Consider the following 19,026-nt stretch of genomic DNA (forward strand, 5'->3'; position numbering starts at 1 on the left):
CTGACTCATTGCCTTAAATAGATCAATAAACTGAGACTAAATTATTTATCAGTGAGTATATAATGATATTCATTACGTTTGGAGAGGCGTGACTAAATGAACTAGGAAGGGTTATAACGCACGATGAATCATCTGATGATGCTCCACAGTACGTTATGATGACTATTAAGCAGTCAATTTTTTACTTAAATCAACCTCATCTAACTGTTCTGGTTGCAGATATTTACTTAAATCAATCTCATCGAGTTGTTCAGGCTTCAGATATTTTTGCGCATATTTAATATGCGTACCGCTTTGTAAGAATAATCTAAATAACTCAATATCTAAATGCTGGTCCAAGGCCATCTTGTACATGATATCAACAGCAACACTAACTGGTTTGGCTTTCTTATAAGGACGGTCAGACGCGGTCAGGGCTTCGAAGATATCCGCGATCACTAAGATTCGTTCTGGAATAGAAAGGTCATCAGCAGTCAGTTTACGCGGATAACCCGTGCCTTTTAATGTTTCATGATGAGTTGAAGCATAACGCGGGACACGACTTAATTCTGGCGGAAAGGGAAGGTTGTCTAACATCTTAATGGTACTGATCATATGTTCGTTTATCTTATACCTGTCTTCCGCGGTTAACGTGCCGCGACTAATCGTTAAATTATAGACTTCTCCTAAGTTATACTGATGCTCTGGAACATCCATTTTAATACCAAACTTAGGGTCAAACTCCACTTTACGATCTCGCTCAACAATATGCTCAGCTTTATCTGCAAGCAATTTTTCAATCACAGGTAAACGGGTATTTAACGATTCTTTTTTCAGCAGTTCTTCAACCGAAGACAGTCCTAAACTATCATCGAAATGACGTAACCATGTTTGTTCTGATAAGGCCTTCACGCGGGCAACTTTATCATCACTCATAAACTCACCGCCTACATTCGATGCAGCAATAAACGCAAAATCATCGGTCAACTTCTGTTGTTTGACCTTCAGCGCAGCATCAATCGTACTCTTATGCTCTGGTAATACAATTTGTTGTTTGAGCGCGGTAATTTCAGCATCACGCCATAGCACTTCAAACCGCGTTCTAACTTCGTGAATACGGTTGTAATTTGCCTCTAATTTAGTGCCCTTATCGACAATATATTCAGGTGTCGTGATCTTGCCACAATCATGCAGCCAAGCCGCAATTCTAAATTCACGTTTCTCATCCGCGTTAGCAAATTTAAAATCTTTAAATAATGCAGAATCACATTGTTCAGTAACCTCTGCTAACATTATGCCAAGCTCTGGCACACGATTACAATGACCAGCCGTGTATTTCGATTTATCATCAATCGCTTGCGCAATAAGCTTAATAAACGCTTCTAAGAATTCTTTTTGTGCTGCCTCATATTGCTGTAAGTCTTTTGACATATCCATCATCGCTTCAGATAATTCCCAGACTTCTTTTATCGCCGTATCCACTAATTGCACTTCATCATAGCGCCGCTCTTGTACTTTTCTAGTTTCAATCCGTAATTGTCGAATTGGTCTTACAATGGGGGCACCAAACAACCAAGCTAAAGGCAACATCAATAACATGAAAATAACGGTCACGAAAATAGCTATTTTCACCTGCTCATTCACCTTCTGATAAATCACTTTTTTCGGTATGACTACAGCGAAGAACTCTTCCGAACTGGCGCCAACTTTAACAGGACTGATATAAACTAATTTTTCCTGGCCTTCGATGACACGATCCATAATTTGATCATGATTACCTTGTGATCCAGTTAACGATACTAAGTCTTGATAGGGCACCATCATATTCTCGTGTATCACTTTATCCCCAAGCCATTTACTCGCAAGTACCGCTCGCTGGTTATCACTAATATTAGCTATCGCAGCATTAATAATAGGAATCAGGTCCTCATGCTCAGGTTTAAGCAAGATGTAAAACGCTGAAGAAAATTGCTCTGCTAGATCAATAATATCATCATGCAACTTAAGATTTTTATAGAAATATTGCGATAATCCAGAAATGAGTACCGGTTTAACATCTAATAATGCGTCTGTGTCCCCCTCCGAAACAGACTTAAATGCAGCATTTCTATCCACAAATTCAATCAACTCAATGCGAGGGAAATCTTGGCGTAATTTAGCTGTCATAGGCCAACCTGATAAGATCGCAACTTTCTGTCCTGTCAATTCGGCATAATTATGCACATCCGCACTACTCGTACGCGTCACTAAAGCAAAATTTAAATCATAAATAGGATCACTATATACACCTGAGTATCTATTGCTCTGATTCTGCTGTAACGAATGTAATCCATCTAAAGAATCATTGTTATACTTGTCGATTAACTCGAACCAAGAAAAGCCATTAATAAACTCAAAATCAATCCCCGTCATGTCTTCAATCAACAGCAATATATCGATAGCGTACCCTTGAGGTTTTCCGGATAAAGAAAAATCAAGCGGCACCCAGTCATTTTGGTTTGATATCTTTATTGTCGCAGCTGTGCTGATAACGCTACGCTGCTGCGCTGTTAACGCCAACATATCAGATTCGGGGATTGCAATGCGCTTAGCGGCTTGACGACTTGAAGAGATAACTTCGCCAGATTTTGTGTATAGATAAGACTCAATTTCGCTAATATCACTTAAATCGAATGAATTATTCGACAAGTTCTCTGCGATAGAAGACAACACAATATCAATACCTAGGATGCTACTTTTATTTTGGTTATTTTTTTCTTTAAACTTAAGTGAGTAGGTTTGACCCGTAATTTTTAAATGTTGAAATAAGTAGGGCTTGGTTTTAAATACCGAGTCTGTATTCGCAGCCACATACCAAGGTCTTTCGGTTGGAAAATAATTACTCTTACTAATGCTTACTTCTCGTAATAAAAATCGACTGTCGTAATAATAAGTGCCACGTACTCGATTCTGCCTATCACCCGTTATCTTGATAACAACCCAGCGATCATCCCGATTTGCAGCAAGCTTTTCTCGTACAATCGGTGAAGAATCAAGGTTAATCAATTGATAAAAATCATCATTCTCTGAGCCAACATAGATACTGTAAAATAATGAATTTTCAGTCATGATTTCGGCAAGAATATTACTCAGATCTGTCTCATTAGATTGAATATCAAACATCTGGTTCATCGCTACCAATAAGCGTGCCGTATTAGAGGCATCACGCTCTAAATTTTGTATATATGCGGATAAATCTGAAGATGCCTTAGATAGACTTTGCAGCGTGTGTTCCATCGCCATTTTTTTGCTGAAATGGTATTGCAAAGATACCGCAACAAATCCAGTGATAAGTGTTGCAAGCACAAACATGGTACCGACAGTAAAGCGCAGTGAAAACTTCCTTAATTTCATCGCTATTCATCCTTAAATTCAATTACTTTATACAACTTTAAAGCATACTTTTCATACGCTACCGCAAATAAACAGAGCACTCTGTCTAATTAGAAAGAGTATTCGATAAAAATAAATAGAATGCGATGTACATCAAGTAATTAGGTGATAGGAGTTTCTAACATGTGGATTAAAGTATGTTTTTTGGTGTTAGTTTTATTTGGTAAAAGGAAATAACATGCAACAATTACAAGAAAAAGACTTGGCATAATACCTATCGCTAATACTTCAGATGTAGACATACCGACAAGTAAAATTATTATCTGAGATAAAAGCCGGTATTGAAATCACAATACCGGCTTTATAAATCACTAAATTACAGATACATATTTACGTAATCAATTATCTTAAGCGCTTAGCGTAAATCACACCTTTAACCTGACTCATGCGGTTGGTCAAATGACTTAAGGTATCAATATTATACAATTCAATATTGATCTCTAATGTAGCAGTCTGCAGCTTGGTATCCGACCGAGTATTCATACCGACAACATGGATACGATCATTCGCAAAGATAGTCGTTAAGTCACGTAATAAACCACTACGATCCGTTGCATGTACCACTAGAGTAACACGATAACCGCCACTGAAATCGTCGCCCCAAACCGCATCAATAATACGCTCTGGTTGACGATTACTTAAATCAGCATACTGTAAACAGCCATGACGGTGGATCGAGATACCACGGCCTTGCGTGATATAACCGACAATGTCATCACCTGGGATCGGCTGACAACAATTCGCAATATGGGTCATCAAATTCCCCATGCCTTCCACCACAATATGATCTTTATTGCGTTTTTTCTTCGGCTGGTTTTGTGATTTTTGTACTTGCTGGTCAACCAACTCTAGCGCAAGCTTATCTTCTTCTTCCGCACTTGGCTGTAATAGCAGTACTTTAATATGGTTAATCACTTGGTTAAGACGCGCATCGCCACTACCAACCTGAGCCAATAAATCTTCTAGCGTATTAGAGTTAAAACGCTCGAAGGCACAGCTCGCATCAGACAACTGGAGCTTAAGTTTATGCAACTCACCTTCTAGCATGTCTTTACCAGCAGCGACATTCTTATCACGATCAAGACGCTTAAAATAAGTATTAATCTTCGCTCTGGCACGCGCCGATTTCACATAGCCTAAGTTTGGTAATAACCAATCACGACTTGGATTCGGATTTTTCTGAGTGATGATGTCAACCTGATCGCCAGTCTGTAGTTCATACGTGAACGGGACAATACGACCACTTATCTTCGCTCCAATACAGCGATGACCAACCATACTATGCACATAGTAAGCAAAATCAAGCGGCGTTGAACCTTGTGGCATATCAACCACATCACCTTTTGGGGTAAACACATACACACGATCATCAAATACCTGACTGCGTAACTCATCAACTAAGCTACCACTTTCAGTCATATCGTCTTGCCATGCTAATAATTTACGTAGCCAAGCAATTTTCTCTTCGTAACTGCCCTGCTTGGTGCTATCAGAACCTTCTTTATAACGCCAATGCGCAGCAACACCTAATTCAGCGTCATCGTGCATTTGCTTAGTACGGATCTGTACTTCAACGGCTTTATTCTCATCCCCTACCGCGACAACGGTATGGATTGATTGATAACCATTGGCTTTTGGATTTGCTACATAGTCATCAAATTCACTTGGAATAGGGCGGAATAAATTATGAATAACCCCTAAAGCAGCATAACAATCCTGTAATTCTGCCGCAATCACACGCACTGCACGTACGTCATATAAATCGGTGAAATCCAAATTTTTCTTCTGCATCTTTTTCCAGATACTGTAGATATGCTTGGGACGACCGTAAACTTCGACTTTACCGCCAGCAGCTTCAACACCCGTTTTAACTTGCGAGACAAAGTTAGCAATAAACTCTTCACGATCAATACGCCGTTCAAGTAATAGTTTGGCAATCTGTTTATAGGTATCAGGATGCGAATAACGGAATGAGAGATCTTCCAGTTCCCACTTAAGCTGACCGATACCCAAACGGTTAGCCAAAGGCGCGTAGATATCTGAAATTTCTTTCGCAGCCAGTACGCGCTCTTCTTCAGATTCATTTTTAACCTGACGAAGATGACAAATACGTTCCGCTAATTTGATCACAATTGCGCGTACATCGTCCACAATCGCCATTAACATACGACGTAAATTATCCACCTGACTTTCCGATGGTTTTTGTGATTTTGCCTGTAGCGTACGGATCGCATCCATCTCTACAACAGCGACTAATAAGGGTAATAATTTACTGCCAAACAAGGTTTCAATTTGTTCGTTATCATATAATTTGGCATTAAAAAATGGATACAGTAAAGCGACCTTTAAGGTTTCCATGTCCATATCCATGGTCATCAATATTTCAACCATTTCCACCCCGTAAGCAAGTAACGGGAAATGAAGTTCAGCTTCATCCTCTAAGGATTCAGCTGTTTCTTTTAATGCTAATTGAGAATATAACTCAAATAATTCATCTTGCTCTGTCGAGGTGAGTGCTAACGAAGACGTCCAGGTCTTCGCATCAAAGTCTTCCGGGTTGGTCAAATGAGAATCACGTACCGCAACCATGTCTTAATTCCTAACAAGATTAAACCAAAAAATACACGCGCTAAACGCGTTCAAATAACGCCATTGACTCAACATGTCCCGTTTGTGGAAACATATCAATCATACCAAGGCGTGTTAATTTATAATGCTTTTCCATCAACAACTTCGAGTCTCGCGCTAATGTTGCTGGATTGCAAGATACATAGACAATTTTATTTACTTTTAGTTTATGTAAATATTGCACTGTTTCTGCAGCCCCCGCTCGAGCAGGATCTAATAATACTTTATCGAACCTATTTTTTGCCCACGCGAGCTTAGAAAAGTCTGCAGACAGATCCGCTTGATAGAACGTCGCATTATCAACATTGTTTTCCTTTGCATTGATTTGAGCTTGTCGCACCATTTCATCAACACCTTCGACACCAACAACCGAATCGCATAAACGTGCCATCGGCAAGCTGAAATTGCCACCACCACAGAACAGGTCTAAGACCTTATCTTCAGGACTAAGTTCAAGCCAATTAATCGCTTGTTCTACCATTTTATTGTTTACAACTGGGTTAACCTGAATAAAGTTGCCCGGTGTAAAGCTTAGCTTAAACTCACCATCTGCAAGTTGGTACCATGCAGCGGGCGTATCAGGCGTTAATTTAAGCACCGATTCAGTCTCAGGCTGTAAATAAATACTTAACTGCTGTTCACTGGCGAATGCTTGTAATAATGCCTGATCTTTATCATTTAATGGTTTTAAAATACGGAACAAACAAATAATGCCCGAGTCTACAGAAAACAGTTCAATATGGCCGATATCACGACGCACTGTAAGCGTAGCAAGTAATTGGCGTAATGGCTGAATCAATGCAGACAAACTCGGTTGTAATACAGGGCATTCTTTAATCGCAACCAGTGATTTACTATTACGTTCACGGAAGCCAAATGCGAGCTGCTTTGCCTTACGATCAAACATCACACTTAAGCGTGCTGTACGACGGTATTCCCAAGGCTGAGACAGAATTGGATCCGCAAAATTAATGTCATCATTTTTACTGAAATTTTGTAATAAACTAAACAATGCTGCTTGTTTATAATCAGCCTGAACATGGCTATCTAGTGTTTGTAAACTACAGCCGCCACACGTTGCATAATGCGGACAGGCCGGTTCAATTCTTTGCTCAGATGGCGTTATTACTTTTCTTAAAATCGCTTTTGCGTATTGTTTTTTTTGCTCAATAATATTCACTGATACTCGTTCACCTGGTAGTGCACCAGCAACAAATACCGCTTTGCCATCAAGTCGTCCCAAGCCTAAACCTTGGTGATCTAACTTTTCAATAGTGATCTCGACCGCTTTACTTGGAGTTTTCTGTACTTTTTTTGCTTTAAAAATTTGCGCCATATTGATATACAACTATTGCCTATGTCATCATTAGGGTATTATTCTAACCTGCTTTCCCGCTTTATACTTAAATAACTTCTGTAGATGGCATTAAACCAGATACCAATAAGATGACTTTATGACTAAATACGGACTTCGTGCCAAAGTAATGGCGCTGACAATTTTACCGACAGTTTTGATCGGGACATTATTAGCCAGCTATTTCACCTTTAACCGCTATCAGCAGCTAGAGACAGTGCTAATTGAACAGGGCATCAATATCATTGAGCCACTGGCCATCGCGAGTGAATACGGTATGTTACAAAACAGCCGAGAATCACTAAAAAAATTGCTCGGTTTAACCCACCGCAAGTTTGCGCCGACGATTAAAAGTATCGCCATTTTTGATAACAATAATAAACTGTTTGTAACCAGTAATTATCACCGTAATTTTTCCGTACTTAAGAACCCCGACAACAGCAAACTGCCGGAAATCACCCAAGTCGAAGTACTTGATGATTTCATCATTCTGCGTTCTCCGATTATTGCCGAAATTGACAGTACCAATTTCCCATTAAATTTAGAAAACCCGGAACAGATCCTCGGTTATTTATCTATTCAGCTCATTCGTGACAAAGCGATATTACTGCAATATCGTGATACCACAGTCTCGGTATTTATTGTATTACTGGGCTTCTTTACCGCGCTAATCTTCTCTTGGCGATTAGTTAAAAACGTTACCCAGCCCATTACCGACATGGTCACCGTCGTTGATCGGATCAGAGAAGGCCGGCTCGATGCCAGAGTAATCGGTGAACATACTGGTGAACTCGCCCTGCTCAAGAATGGTATTAACTCGATGGCCAAATCGTTATCAGCCTACCATGAAGAGATGCAGCAAAATATTGACCAAGCAACCTCTGATTTACGGGAAACCTTAGAGCAGATTGAAATTCAAAATATTGAATTAGATATGGCCAAAAAACGTGCGCAAGCAGCTGCACGGGTGAAATCTGAATTCTTGGCCAATATGAGTCATGAATTAAGGACACCACTTAACGGGGTGATAGGCTTCTCTCGCCAGCTATTAAAAACGTCACTCAGTCCGAATCAAACCGATTACTTGCAGACCATTGAGAAATCGGCCAAGAATTTACTTAGCATTATTAATGACATTCTCGACTTTTCTAAGCTTGAGGCGGGTAAGTTAACCCTAGAGCAAATCCCATTCAATCTACGCGACACAATTGAAGAAGCCGCCATATTACTCGCACCAACTGTGCATGATAAAGGTCTTGAGCTATCTCTACATGTTGATAAGAATGTCCCTGATGGCATTATTGGTGACCCATTCCGATTCCAGCAAGTGATCACTAACTTACTGGGTAATGCCATCAAGTTCACCGAAAACGGTAATATTGATATCCATATTGAATTACTGGAATCCACACATAATAGCGTCACTATTCAAACGAATATCCGCGATACCGGTATTGGCATTTCAGAACAACAACAAGCGCAACTCTTTCAAGCCTTTAACCAAGCTGATACCAGTATTTCACGTCGTTATGGCGGTACCGGACTCGGTCTGGTTATTACTCAACGCTTAGTTGAATTTATGGGCGGTGAGATCTCACTTGATTCTGACTTAGGCCAAGGTTCTAACTTTAAATTCTCGCTTAAATTTAATATGACCTCGACTTCATTATCTGAGCCACTGCCAGTCAGTGATTTTAAAGGTAAACAAGTCTTGCTCTATGAAGTAGATAACTACTCCGCTCGTTCATTAATATCCTTGCTGAATAGTTGGGATCTGGACGTTTTACATTGTGCTAACGAAGCCGAATGGCAACATTATATCAAGCAACCTTACCACTGCGTGATTATCGCTCAGAACGATGAAATCAATCTAACACCTATGTATAACAAGATGAGCCAGTGTCATGATCTTAATGCGGCTGTCGTGGTATTAATTAACTCTTCAGACCCTTGTTTACAAGAAGAAATCATTCAAACTGGCGCAAGGCATTGCCTCACGAAACCATGTAATCACCGTAAACTTGTGAATGCATTAGCCTATTTAGAAAAACCAACTGAACAGCCAATGCCGCAGCTGAAGATTGAAAAACCAAAAGCCAAAATTGACCTGTCAATTTTAGCGGTCGATGATAATCCTGCGAACCTAAAACTCATTAGTGCAATGTTGACAGATTCAGTCACTCACATTGAAATGTGTAGCAATGGTGCCGAAGCTGTTGCCAAAGCCAATAAAATGGATTTTGATATTATCTTTATGGATATTCAAATGCCAATTATGGATGGTATTAGCGCCTGTAGATCGATTCGTTCCGGCAGCCGTAATCAATCAACACCGATTATTGCAGTAACCGCACATGCCATGAGTGGCGAACGTGACCGTCTACTGAGTAAAGGCATGGATGATTACTTAACGAAACCAATTGATGAGTCCATTCTAAAGCGTATCTTACAGCAATGGAGCAATGCGTCACATGATCACAGTACTGTCCAAAACCATATTTTAAATTGGCCACTGACCTTACAACGTTCAATGGGTAAAGAAGATCTTGCGGTGGATATGCTAGAGATGTTTATCAATAGCTTACCTGAGATCAGTGAGCACCTTGAACAAGCCTTAGCACGGAGTTTGTCACGCTCCGAATTTCAGAAAATCATTCATAAGTTTCACGGTGGCGCAGCATGTTGCGGGGTATTACCGATTCAGAATTTAGCCGATCAGATTGAGCGCGGTTTACGTAAGGGCGCAGACATCGAAGATGTTGAACCCGAGATATTTGAACTACAAGAAGCCATTGAAACAGTGATTAAAGAAGCACAGCCCTATTTACCCAATTAACCGCTAATCTAAATCTACTAACAACCACATAATAAAAAGGAGCCAATGGCTCCTTTTTTTACATACGTATACGCGGTAATAACTTAGCTGTTATTACGCGCTTCTTGCATGATAACTTGCATGTCTTTTACCGCTTTACCTAAACCATCAAATGCCGCACGTGCAATAATTGCATGGCCGATATTCAATTCATAAATTTCAGGAATAGCCGCAATAGGCTGTACGTTATGGTAATGCAACCCGTGACCCGCGTTTACTTTCAATCCTGCGTTATGCGCATAGCTCACACCAGCTGCGATCTTCTTCAACTCAGCTTGTTGTTCGCCTTCAGACTTTGCATCCGCATAAGCACCGGTGTGCACTTCAATATACGGCGCGCCAGTGGCAACCGCTGCATCAATTTGCTCTTTGTCCGCATCAATGAATAGCGATACGAGAATACCTGCTTCGCTTAAACGTTTAACCGCTTGAGTGATCTTATCTTGTTGACCAAGTACATCCAAACCACCTTCAGTTGTCAGTTCTTCGCGTTTTTCAGGCACTAAACAAACAAACTCAGGTTTGATCTCACACGCAATATCCAGCATTTCAGCAGTAACGGCCATTTCCAGATTCATACGCGTTTGAATGGTTTCTTTTAGCACTCGCACATCTCGATCTTGAATATGACGACGATCTTCACGTAAATGCACTGTAATACCATCTGCGCCATTTAATTCAGCGACAGACGCTGCATGCACAGGATCAGGGTAAGTTGTGCCTCTAGCTTGACGTAGGGTTGCGATATGGTCAATGTTGACACCTAAAAAGATCTTATTCACGTTTAATTCCCTTATTGATAAATAGTTATCTGCTTTTAGTGGCTTATTAACAAACGGTTATCTGTTTTTCAGCGGTTTATTAATAAACAGCTCTCTACTTTTCAGCGGTTTGTTGCCCAAGTAGGGTAACAACATTTGTCGACAAAAGCGTTTTGCAGCCGCTAAATTCTCTTGGTTAAATTGTCTTTGCTCAAAGGCGAGTAAATCTTTACCTAAAAATGAGCTATCCACTGCAACTTTATAAATAGATGGCACAATCCCAACATGTGGTACGTATTTATACATACGGTCGGGGAATACAGCATCCATGGTATCAGCACAATAGCTTAACGCACCAATGTTACCTAAACATTGCATTAAATTAAATTCAAATTCACGCAATAAGGGTTCAAGGGGTTGTTGTTTAGCTAACGCTAATAATGCATTTTGATAATGGGAGAATAGTTCGGGGTTCGCTTGTTCACTGGCCAGTAAGCGATAGAGTAATTCGTTGAGATAAAAGCTAGCATAGAGATGCCGACCTGAGAGCGGTAATGAATTAGATACCGCCTCTACCTGACGCATGGATTTTAATCCACCTTTGCCGGCATAGGCGATATTAAGTAAGGTAAACGGCTGTAAAATTGCACTTTGACTGTTCTTACGCCCTCGCCCTGCTCGTCCCACTAACGAAATTTTACCATCGTTAATGGTAAAGAAGTCGATGAGTAAACTCGACTCCTTAAAAGGTCGACGGTGCAGTACAAAAGCGTTTTGTAAGTCCATACAATAACGCTATTTACACTTCATCTCCGTAACCTAAGCTACGAAGTGCACGTTCATCATCAGCCCAACCAGATTTCACTTTTACCCAACATTCTAGGAATACTTTATTATCGAACAAAGTTTCCATATCACGGCGTGCTTCAGTACCAATGGTTTTTAGTTTCGAGCCTTTATTACCAATAACCATACGTTTTTGGGTATCACGTTCCACTAAAATTAACGCATTGATGTGGTATGTGCCGTTTTCACTGACTTTAAACTGCTCGATCTCAACCGTGGTTGAGTAAGGCAATTCTTGACCGGTGAAACGCATCAGTTTTTCACGAATGATTTCAGATGCCATGAAACGTGAAGAACGATCCGTTACATAATCTTCTGGGAAGTAAAAATCACCTTCTTGTAACTGCTTCGAACAAATACCACGTAGCATTTCTACATTGGTACCTTTCGTTGCAGAGATCGGAATAATTTCTGCAAAGTCAAACTTCGCTGCTAATACCTGTAAATGTGGCATTAACTCTTCGGCTTTATCTTTGATCGCATCGGTTTTATTAATCGCCAAGTAAATCGGGCAGTTAATCTCACGTAGCTTATTCAATACCATCTCATCATCGTCGGTCCAACGGGTACCATCAACAACAAAGATTACCGCATCAACATTCATATCTTTTAATGAGCTGCTTGCAGCACGGTTCATTAAACGGTTAATTGCACGTTTTTCATCGATGTGTAGACCAGGTGTATCAATATACACAGTCTGACGATTTTCTTCAGTATCAATACCGAGAATACGGTGACGAGTCGTTTGTGGTTTACGCGAGGTAATACTTACCTTTTGTCCCAAAATACGGTTTAGTAACGTTGATTTACCTACGTTAGGACGACCAACGATAGCAACAAAGCCGCTATAAGTCATATCACTCATTGTAATTGCTCCAATGCTTTTTGAGCTGCTTCTTGTTCTGCTTTACGACGACTAGTACCTTTACCTTCAACAGGGTGCTCTAGGCCTTCAGTAACGCAATGAATAGTGAACTCTTGATTATGAGCTTCACCTTTAACTTCCACTACTTGATACAATGGAAGTGCTTGCTTACGTCCTTGCAGCCATTCTTGTAACTGTGTTTTAGCATCTTTCTGATCGATACCTGGTTTGATCGCCGCTAAACGTGATGCATACCAAGCCAGTACGCATTTACGTGTCATGTCCATATCGCTGTCTAAATACATCGCACCGATTAAGGCTTCGACTGTATCCGCAAGAATAGATTCACGACGGAAGCCGCCGCTTTTTAATTCACCAGGGCCTAAGATTAAACATTCACTTAGTTCAAACTCACGCGCAATTTCAGCGAGCGTTAACCCTTTCACTAAGGTTGCACGCATACGGCTTAAATCACCTTCTGGCACCTCAGGAAACTGGCAAAATAATGCATCTGAAATAATAAAGCCAAGTACCGAATCGCCTAAAAATTCAAGACGTTCGTTATGTTTGTAATAAGCACTACGGTGAGTCAGTGCTTGTTGTAGCAAGGCATCGTCTTGGTACTGATAACCTAATACTTTTTGTAATCTTTCTAATATAATTGTCATAATTATTTTAACTTGCCAATACGACTAAAGCGTATACCCGTTGGGATCCAACTAGGTAATAAAGAATCTGGGTCGCGTTCAAATTCGAAACTAGTCCAAATGAACACAGCCTTTCCGACTAAATTTGCTTCCGGAACAAAACCCCAAAAACGGCTATCAGCACTATTATCACGGTTATCACCCATCATGAAGTAATGACCATCCGGTACAACCCATTCGTATTGACGGGTTGGCGGATTATCTTGCTGATAAAAATCACGCGCTAAATCAGGACGGCTAGGGTTAATTAAGATGTTATGTTTAACATCCCCAAGTTGCTCTGTATATTGCTGTAATTCAACCATTTGATCTTTAAATTTGCCAATTTCGACTAAACTAAGATCGAGTTTTTTAAACCCTGCGCAGTTTGTTCCGCTGCATGCTTGTTGAATGAAAACCTGCTTTCCACGATAGGCTATACGATCACCTGGCAAACCGACCACACGTTTAATGTAATCAATTGTTGGCTGTGGTGGGTATTTAAATACCGCGACATCGCCACGTTCTGGTTTACCTGTTTCGATAAGTGTAGAACGTAATACCGGATCTTTAACGCCATAACTAAATTTTTCAACCAGAATGAAATCACCAACTAATAAAGTTGGCATCATCGAGCCGGATGGAATTTGAAATGGTTCGTATAAAAATGAACGTAATATCATCACTGCTGCAATCACAGGGAAGATCGATTTTGCATTTTCAACAATAAACGATTCTTGCCCTAATTTTGCAATAGCTTCCGCTGGTAATTCCGCTTGAGATTGAGCAAACGCAACTTTTTCATCGCGTGCTTTTTCCCAAATCAGTTTATCTAACGCCCAAATAATACCGCTAACGAAAGTAACGAGTACCAATATCAGTGAAAAATAGGTTGCCATTTATTTAGTCCTTTCCGATATGCAACACAGCTAAGAAGGCTTCTTGAGGTACCTCAACATTACCAACTTGCTTCATGCGTTTCTTACCGTCTTTTTGTTTCTGTAGCAGTTTTTTCTTACGGCTAATATCACCGCCATAACACTTGGCGATCACGTTTTTACGCATTTGTTTAACGGTACTACGGGCAATCACTTGTGAACCAATAACCGCCTGGATTGCAATGTTAAACATTTGACGCGGAATAAGTTCCTTCATCTTTTCAACCAGTAAACGGCCACGATTCATCGAGTTTTCACGGTGAGTGATCATCGCTAATGCATCAACACGGTCAGTATTGATTAATACATCAACACGTACCATATCAGCAGCACTAAAGTGGATGAAAGAATAATCCAGTGACGCATAACCACGGCTTGTCGATTTCAAACGGTCAAAGAAGTCCATCACTACTTCACCCATTGGGATCTCGTAAGTTAATGCAACTTGCTTACCGTGATAATCCATCTTCGTTTGTACACCACGCTTAGCAATACAAAGGGTAATTACATTACCTAGGTATTCTTGTGGTACGAGGATATTACATTCTGCAATGGGTTCGCGGATCTCTTCAATATCATTGACTGCCGGTAACTTGGCCGGGCTATCAACGTAAATCACTTCACCTTTTTTGGTTTCAACTTCGTAAACAACAGTTGGTGCAGTCGTAATCAATTCAAGATCGTATTCACGCTCTAAACGTTCTTGAACGATTTCCATGTGTAGTAAACCTAAGAAACCACAACGGAAACCAAAACCAAGTGCGGTTGAGCTCTCTGGTTCGTAGAATAAAGACGCATCGTTTAGACTTAATTTACCCAGTGCATCACGGAACGCTTCATAATCGTCAGAGCTAATTGGGAACATGCCCGCATAAACCTGAGGTTTTACTTTACTGAAACCCGGTACTGGCGCATCTGCAGGGTTGCGAGTCAAGGTTAGCGTATCACCAACCGGTGCACCTAAAATATCTTTAATACCGCAGATAACAAAACCTACTTCACCACAGTGCAGTACGTTGGTATCAGTCTGTTTTGGTGTGAAGATACCGACTTTATCAACCAAGTGCGATTGGCCAGTAGACATCACAGTTAGCTTATCACCTTTGCGTATTACACCATTGGTAATACGTACTAGCGATACCACACCTTGGTAGTTATCAAACCATGAATCGATGATCAGAGCTTGCAGTGGTGCGTCTTCAGAACCTTTTGATGGACATGGAATTTCTCTGACAATTGTTTCAAGTACGTCTTCGATACCTAAACCAGTCTTTGCAGAGCAACGTGTTGCTTCCATTGCATCAATACCGATGATGTCTTCGATTTCTTCTGCTACGCGATCAGGATCGGCAGCGGGTAAATCGATTTTATTCAGGATTGGCACAACTTCCAAGTCCATTTCCATCGCGGTATAACAGTTTGCTAGCGTTTGTGCTTCTACGCCTTGACCAGCGTCGACAACAAGTAAAGCACCCTCACATGCTGCTAATGAGCGAGATACCTCATAGCTGAAGTCCACGTGCCCTGGAGTATCAATAAAGTTAAGTTGGTAAGTTTCACCATCTTTGGCTTTATAATCCAGCGTTACGCTTTGTGCTTTAATTGTAATGCCACGCTCGCGCTCAATATCCATTGAGTCAAGAACCTGTGCAGCCATTTCACGGTCAGATAAACCACCACAAAATGAGATCAAACGATCTGATAAAGTTGATTTACCGTGATCGATATGAGCAATAATTGAAAAATTACGAATGTGTTTCATGAGTTAGATAATATCCAATACTTAGTAGATATGACACTTAATGAGGCAGATTTTAACGGATTTAAGGGATGACTGCTATCTTTCATTGCTTTTAATCAGCGCGCCATTGCCCTATCACTTCAGATTGAGCTACAACACCTAGCATTTTAGGTTTAAAATCAAAGCGTTGATCAAATATAACGCTTAATTTTCGCGTGCAACTAAAACCAATGTAGCCACCAACAAAAGCCGCGAGAATAACCAAGCCTTCGCCTTCAAATTGGAAAACTTGTGATAAATACTGACCAAGACTCAGTGACAGTAAAATTGTCGCTAATGGCAGCAAGTAAACCAGCATTGCGCTGGTGACTAAATTCTTTTCACGTAGCCCGATTTCAATCTTATCACCCGCAACAACATCTGCTGTTTTAATGACGGTAAAACGATGAGTCCGATGTGGGAATGCTTTGGCGACCATTCCGGTGCCGCAGTTATCGCTCGCATGACAATGGTTACAAGCAGATTGACTTTCGCACTGTACCGAAACCAGATCACCAGTAACACTTTGAACGATAGCTGTTTCAATAATCATACGGTAAATGCCTTGTATAAAACAATCGTAACTGGCTTAACTACACAGATCTTTTATCGTTAAGCGCAGAAACGCGTGCTAGAAAAATTAGTTATCAATATTACGGACTACTGATTCAGCAATTTTCTTGGCGGTAAAGCTCGGCACTTCACCCACCACGACAATCTCAATATCGTCTGTAATTTTAGATTGTAAACTAATTTGTCCCGATACACCTAACCCTTGACTTAAACTACCCGCTTTAGCATTGGTATTAACATAGATAGATATATCAACTAACCCATCAGTAAATTGCATGTAATCAATTGTTTGACCTATTCCTGCAATCTGGTGTTTGTTACTTACAATTTGTTTAAAACCATCAGGTATCCAAGCAGCTTTCCACTCTGATTTCGTTGGTTCAGGCATTAACGCTTGTGTTTGCATTGCAGATAATACTGGTGGTAATTTTACCGCATTGAGCTGCTCTAACCAAGGCGTTACATCCGGAAATTGATACAGTGAAATAGCCATCACTTGGAACACCACTTCACCACTGTCTTTAATCATGTCAATACGCAGTGGTAAATTGGTGGTTAAATCTATCCAAATTAAATAACCAAAGCGATATTTATCATTCGGAACAACACGTACAATTTGACTTAAACGTCCTGTCACACGTGATTTTCCACCCACATAAATCGCTTGGTATAAGCTATCATCAAGCGTCAATTCGGTGGCCATTAAATCAAATAATAACCCCGGAATAGCGGTTGATGATAACGAATAACCCGGCTGCTCTGCTTCAAAGAAACTGGTGATATTACCACGGCGTAAATATTCACGTGGGTTACCATTTAAAGACAGTAAATGCCCAACAGACACTCCATCAATAACCCCATGACTATAACGCATAGGGGTTATTCTACCACGTTCAATTTCGACATAAGACAGATCATAATTTAACTGCTTAAACGCCGTTTTCATGTTATCTAGCAATGCATCAGCGGATAATTTCGGTTGCCCTGATACACTATTATTAACAACTCTATTATCGACTTGCTCACTGCTTGTCGTTGCTTCACTCCATGCCAGCGGCGTAAAAAATGAAGACAACAATATCCACAAACCAACACTTTTCTTGAACATTACGGGCTCACTATTATTGCTGGATGCGTTTTTGTAATTGATGATCAAGTACAAATGCATTAATACGACGTACTTGTTCTACCTTTTCTTCATCCGTAAACTCTGGCTGTACTTGACGCGAATCAGGTGATTCAACACTAAAACTGACTGGTGATGCAACACCGGCAAACGGCATCACATTAAGCGCAGGTTCAAGTCCTGTTATTGGTGCTTCAGTATTACTGTATTGCACACCCGTAATCACCATTAACGCAACCGATGCGGCAATAGCAAATTGACCACCTGTTTTTAGCCAAGGCCGGATTACTTTCTGATAGAAAGAGCTGTCGTTTGCACTTTCTTTTGGCATTATCAGTTCCGGTTCTGCGGCGATAGCCGCTGTGATGGCACGGGTAAGATCTAAATTAACCGTTGCAGGTGTTTCACCGCGCATCACATCACCAATCATGTGGTAATGCTGCCAACTTGAAGATAATGCTTCATCCTTACCTAACTCATCAAGTAGTGCTGCATCAATATATTCATTGTCTACTAAGGAGGATAAACGTTCTTTTTCTATCATAATTAATTACCTAAATTTACTCGTCCGTAATCTGTGTTTAATTTACTGTTGAAGTAAGGGTTTTAATTTTACTTCAATCGCTTCACGCGCTCGAAAAATACGTGAGCGAACAGTACCCACTGGGCAGCTCATGACAATACTAATATCGTCATAACTCATGCCTTCCATTTCACGTAATGTTATCGCGGTACGTAATTCATCAGGTAACGCGTCAATAGCAGAAAAAATTACCGCTTTCATCTCTTCAGCCAAAATAATCCGTTCAGGTGTTGATGACTCGCGCATGCCATCATTACCTTCGTAAAACTCCGCATCTGCAGCATCAACATCATTCGCAGGCGGTCGTCTACTTTGCGCAATTAAATAATTTTTAGCGGTATTACTGGCAATCCGATATAGCCAAGTATAAAACGCGCTATCACCTCTAAAATTAGGCAACGCACGATACGCTTTAATAAACACTTCCTGAGTCACATCGGCAACGTCACCACTGGCTGAAACGTAACGTGAGATCAGGTTCGCCACTTTCTGTTGGTATTTAGTCACCAATAAATTAAATGCGGCTTTGTCACCGCCTTGAACTCGCTCGACTAATTGCAAGTCCGTCTCTTTTGCACTCATTAGTAACTCATAACCTCT

Annotated in this window: 14 protein-coding genes; 1 reads left to right on the forward strand and 13 read right to left on the reverse strand. The window is 40.5% G+C overall.

The genetic code is table 11. The features are described from left to right. Positions 1-165: 165 nt before the first annotated feature. The 3 genes from AKG98_RS03905 to rlmD all read right to left on the reverse strand — a co-directional run bounded on the left by AKG98_RS03905 (position 166) and on the right by rlmD (position 7,375). Positions 166-3,372 carry an HD domain-containing phosphohydrolase gene (locus AKG98_RS03905; protein WP_067041687.1) on the reverse strand — a complete coding sequence of 1,069 codons (3,207 nt, stop codon included), beginning with the start codon at positions 3,370-3,372 and terminating at the stop codon, positions 166-168. 381 nt (positions 3,373-3,753) lie between these two features. Beyond that, positions 3,754-6,000, reverse strand: coding sequence for a GTP diphosphokinase (gene relA / locus AKG98_RS03910; protein WP_067041690.1), 2,247 nt, complete (start codon positions 5,998-6,000; stop codon positions 3,754-3,756). 40 nt (positions 6,001-6,040) lie between these two features. Further along, positions 6,041-7,375, reverse strand: coding sequence for a 23S rRNA (uracil(1939)-C(5))-methyltransferase RlmD (gene rlmD / locus AKG98_RS03915; protein WP_067041694.1), 1,335 nt, complete (start codon positions 7,373-7,375; stop codon positions 6,041-6,043). 118 nt (positions 7,376-7,493) lie between these two features. Between rlmD and barA the strand changes: the two genes are divergently transcribed. After that, on the forward strand, positions 7,494-10,229 hold the full coding sequence (gene barA, locus AKG98_RS03920; protein ID WP_067041697.1) for a two-component sensor histidine kinase BarA: 2,736 nt from the start codon (positions 7,494-7,496) through the stop codon (positions 10,227-10,229). 83 nt (positions 10,230-10,312) lie between these two features. Here barA and pdxJ read toward each other — a convergent pair whose 3' ends face one another. The 10 genes from pdxJ to rpoE all read right to left on the reverse strand — a co-directional run bounded on the left by pdxJ (position 10,313) and on the right by rpoE (position 19,008). Next, positions 10,313-11,050: a pyridoxine 5'-phosphate synthase gene (pdxJ, locus tag AKG98_RS03925; protein ID WP_067041700.1), complete on the reverse strand. Its 738-nt coding sequence runs from the start codon at positions 11,048-11,050 to the stop codon at positions 10,313-10,315. A gap of 57 nt (positions 11,051-11,107) precedes the next feature. Then, the gene (gene recO / locus AKG98_RS03930) at positions 11,108-11,815 is read right to left on the reverse strand and encodes a DNA repair protein RecO (protein ID WP_067041703.1); all 708 of its coding nucleotides are present in this window, start codon (positions 11,813-11,815) and stop codon (positions 11,108-11,110) included. Between the two features lie 13 nt (positions 11,816-11,828). Further along, positions 11,829-12,740, reverse strand: a complete 912-nt coding sequence (era, locus tag AKG98_RS03935) for a GTPase Era (RefSeq protein ID WP_067041706.1) — start codon at positions 12,738-12,740, stop codon at positions 11,829-11,831. Beyond that, entirely contained in the window at positions 12,737-13,408 is a 672-nt protein-coding gene (gene rnc / locus AKG98_RS03940) for a ribonuclease III (RefSeq protein ID WP_067041709.1), read from the reverse strand. Before rnc ends, era begins: the two co-directional genes overlap by 4 nt. Positions 13,409-13,410: 2 nt before the next feature. Further along, positions 13,411-14,325: a signal peptidase I gene (gene lepB / locus AKG98_RS03945; RefSeq protein ID WP_067041712.1), complete on the reverse strand. Its 915-nt coding sequence runs from the start codon at positions 14,323-14,325 to the stop codon at positions 13,411-13,413. 4 nt (positions 14,326-14,329) lie between these two features. After that, positions 14,330-16,126: a translation elongation factor 4 gene (gene lepA / locus AKG98_RS03950; RefSeq protein WP_067041715.1), complete on the reverse strand. Its 1,797-nt coding sequence runs from the start codon at positions 16,124-16,126 to the stop codon at positions 14,330-14,332. A gap of 91 nt (positions 16,127-16,217) precedes the next feature. Then, positions 16,218-16,697 (reverse strand): SoxR reducing system RseC family protein, encoded by a 480-nt coding sequence (locus tag AKG98_RS03955; RefSeq protein ID WP_067041719.1) that lies wholly within the window; start codon positions 16,695-16,697, stop codon positions 16,218-16,220. Between the two features lie 87 nt (positions 16,698-16,784). Then, complete coding sequence (locus AKG98_RS03960; RefSeq protein WP_067041723.1) at positions 16,785-17,825, reverse strand: MucB/RseB C-terminal domain-containing protein; 1,041 nt, start codon at positions 17,823-17,825, stop codon at positions 16,785-16,787. Positions 17,826-17,838: 13 nt separating this feature from the next. Then, positions 17,839-18,387 (reverse strand): sigma-E factor negative regulatory protein, encoded by a 549-nt coding sequence (locus tag AKG98_RS03965; protein ID WP_067041726.1) that lies wholly within the window; start codon positions 18,385-18,387, stop codon positions 17,839-17,841. A 42-nt stretch (positions 18,388-18,429) separates the two neighbouring features. Beyond that, positions 18,430-19,008, reverse strand: a complete 579-nt coding sequence (gene rpoE, locus AKG98_RS03970) for an RNA polymerase sigma factor RpoE (RefSeq protein ID WP_067041729.1) — start codon at positions 19,006-19,008, stop codon at positions 18,430-18,432. Positions 19,009-19,026: the final 18 nt, after the last annotated feature.

The organism is Moritella sp. JT01, assembly GCF_001574435.1.
In the GTDB taxonomy this organism is placed as follows: Bacteria; Pseudomonadota; Gammaproteobacteria; order Enterobacterales; family Moritellaceae; genus Moritella.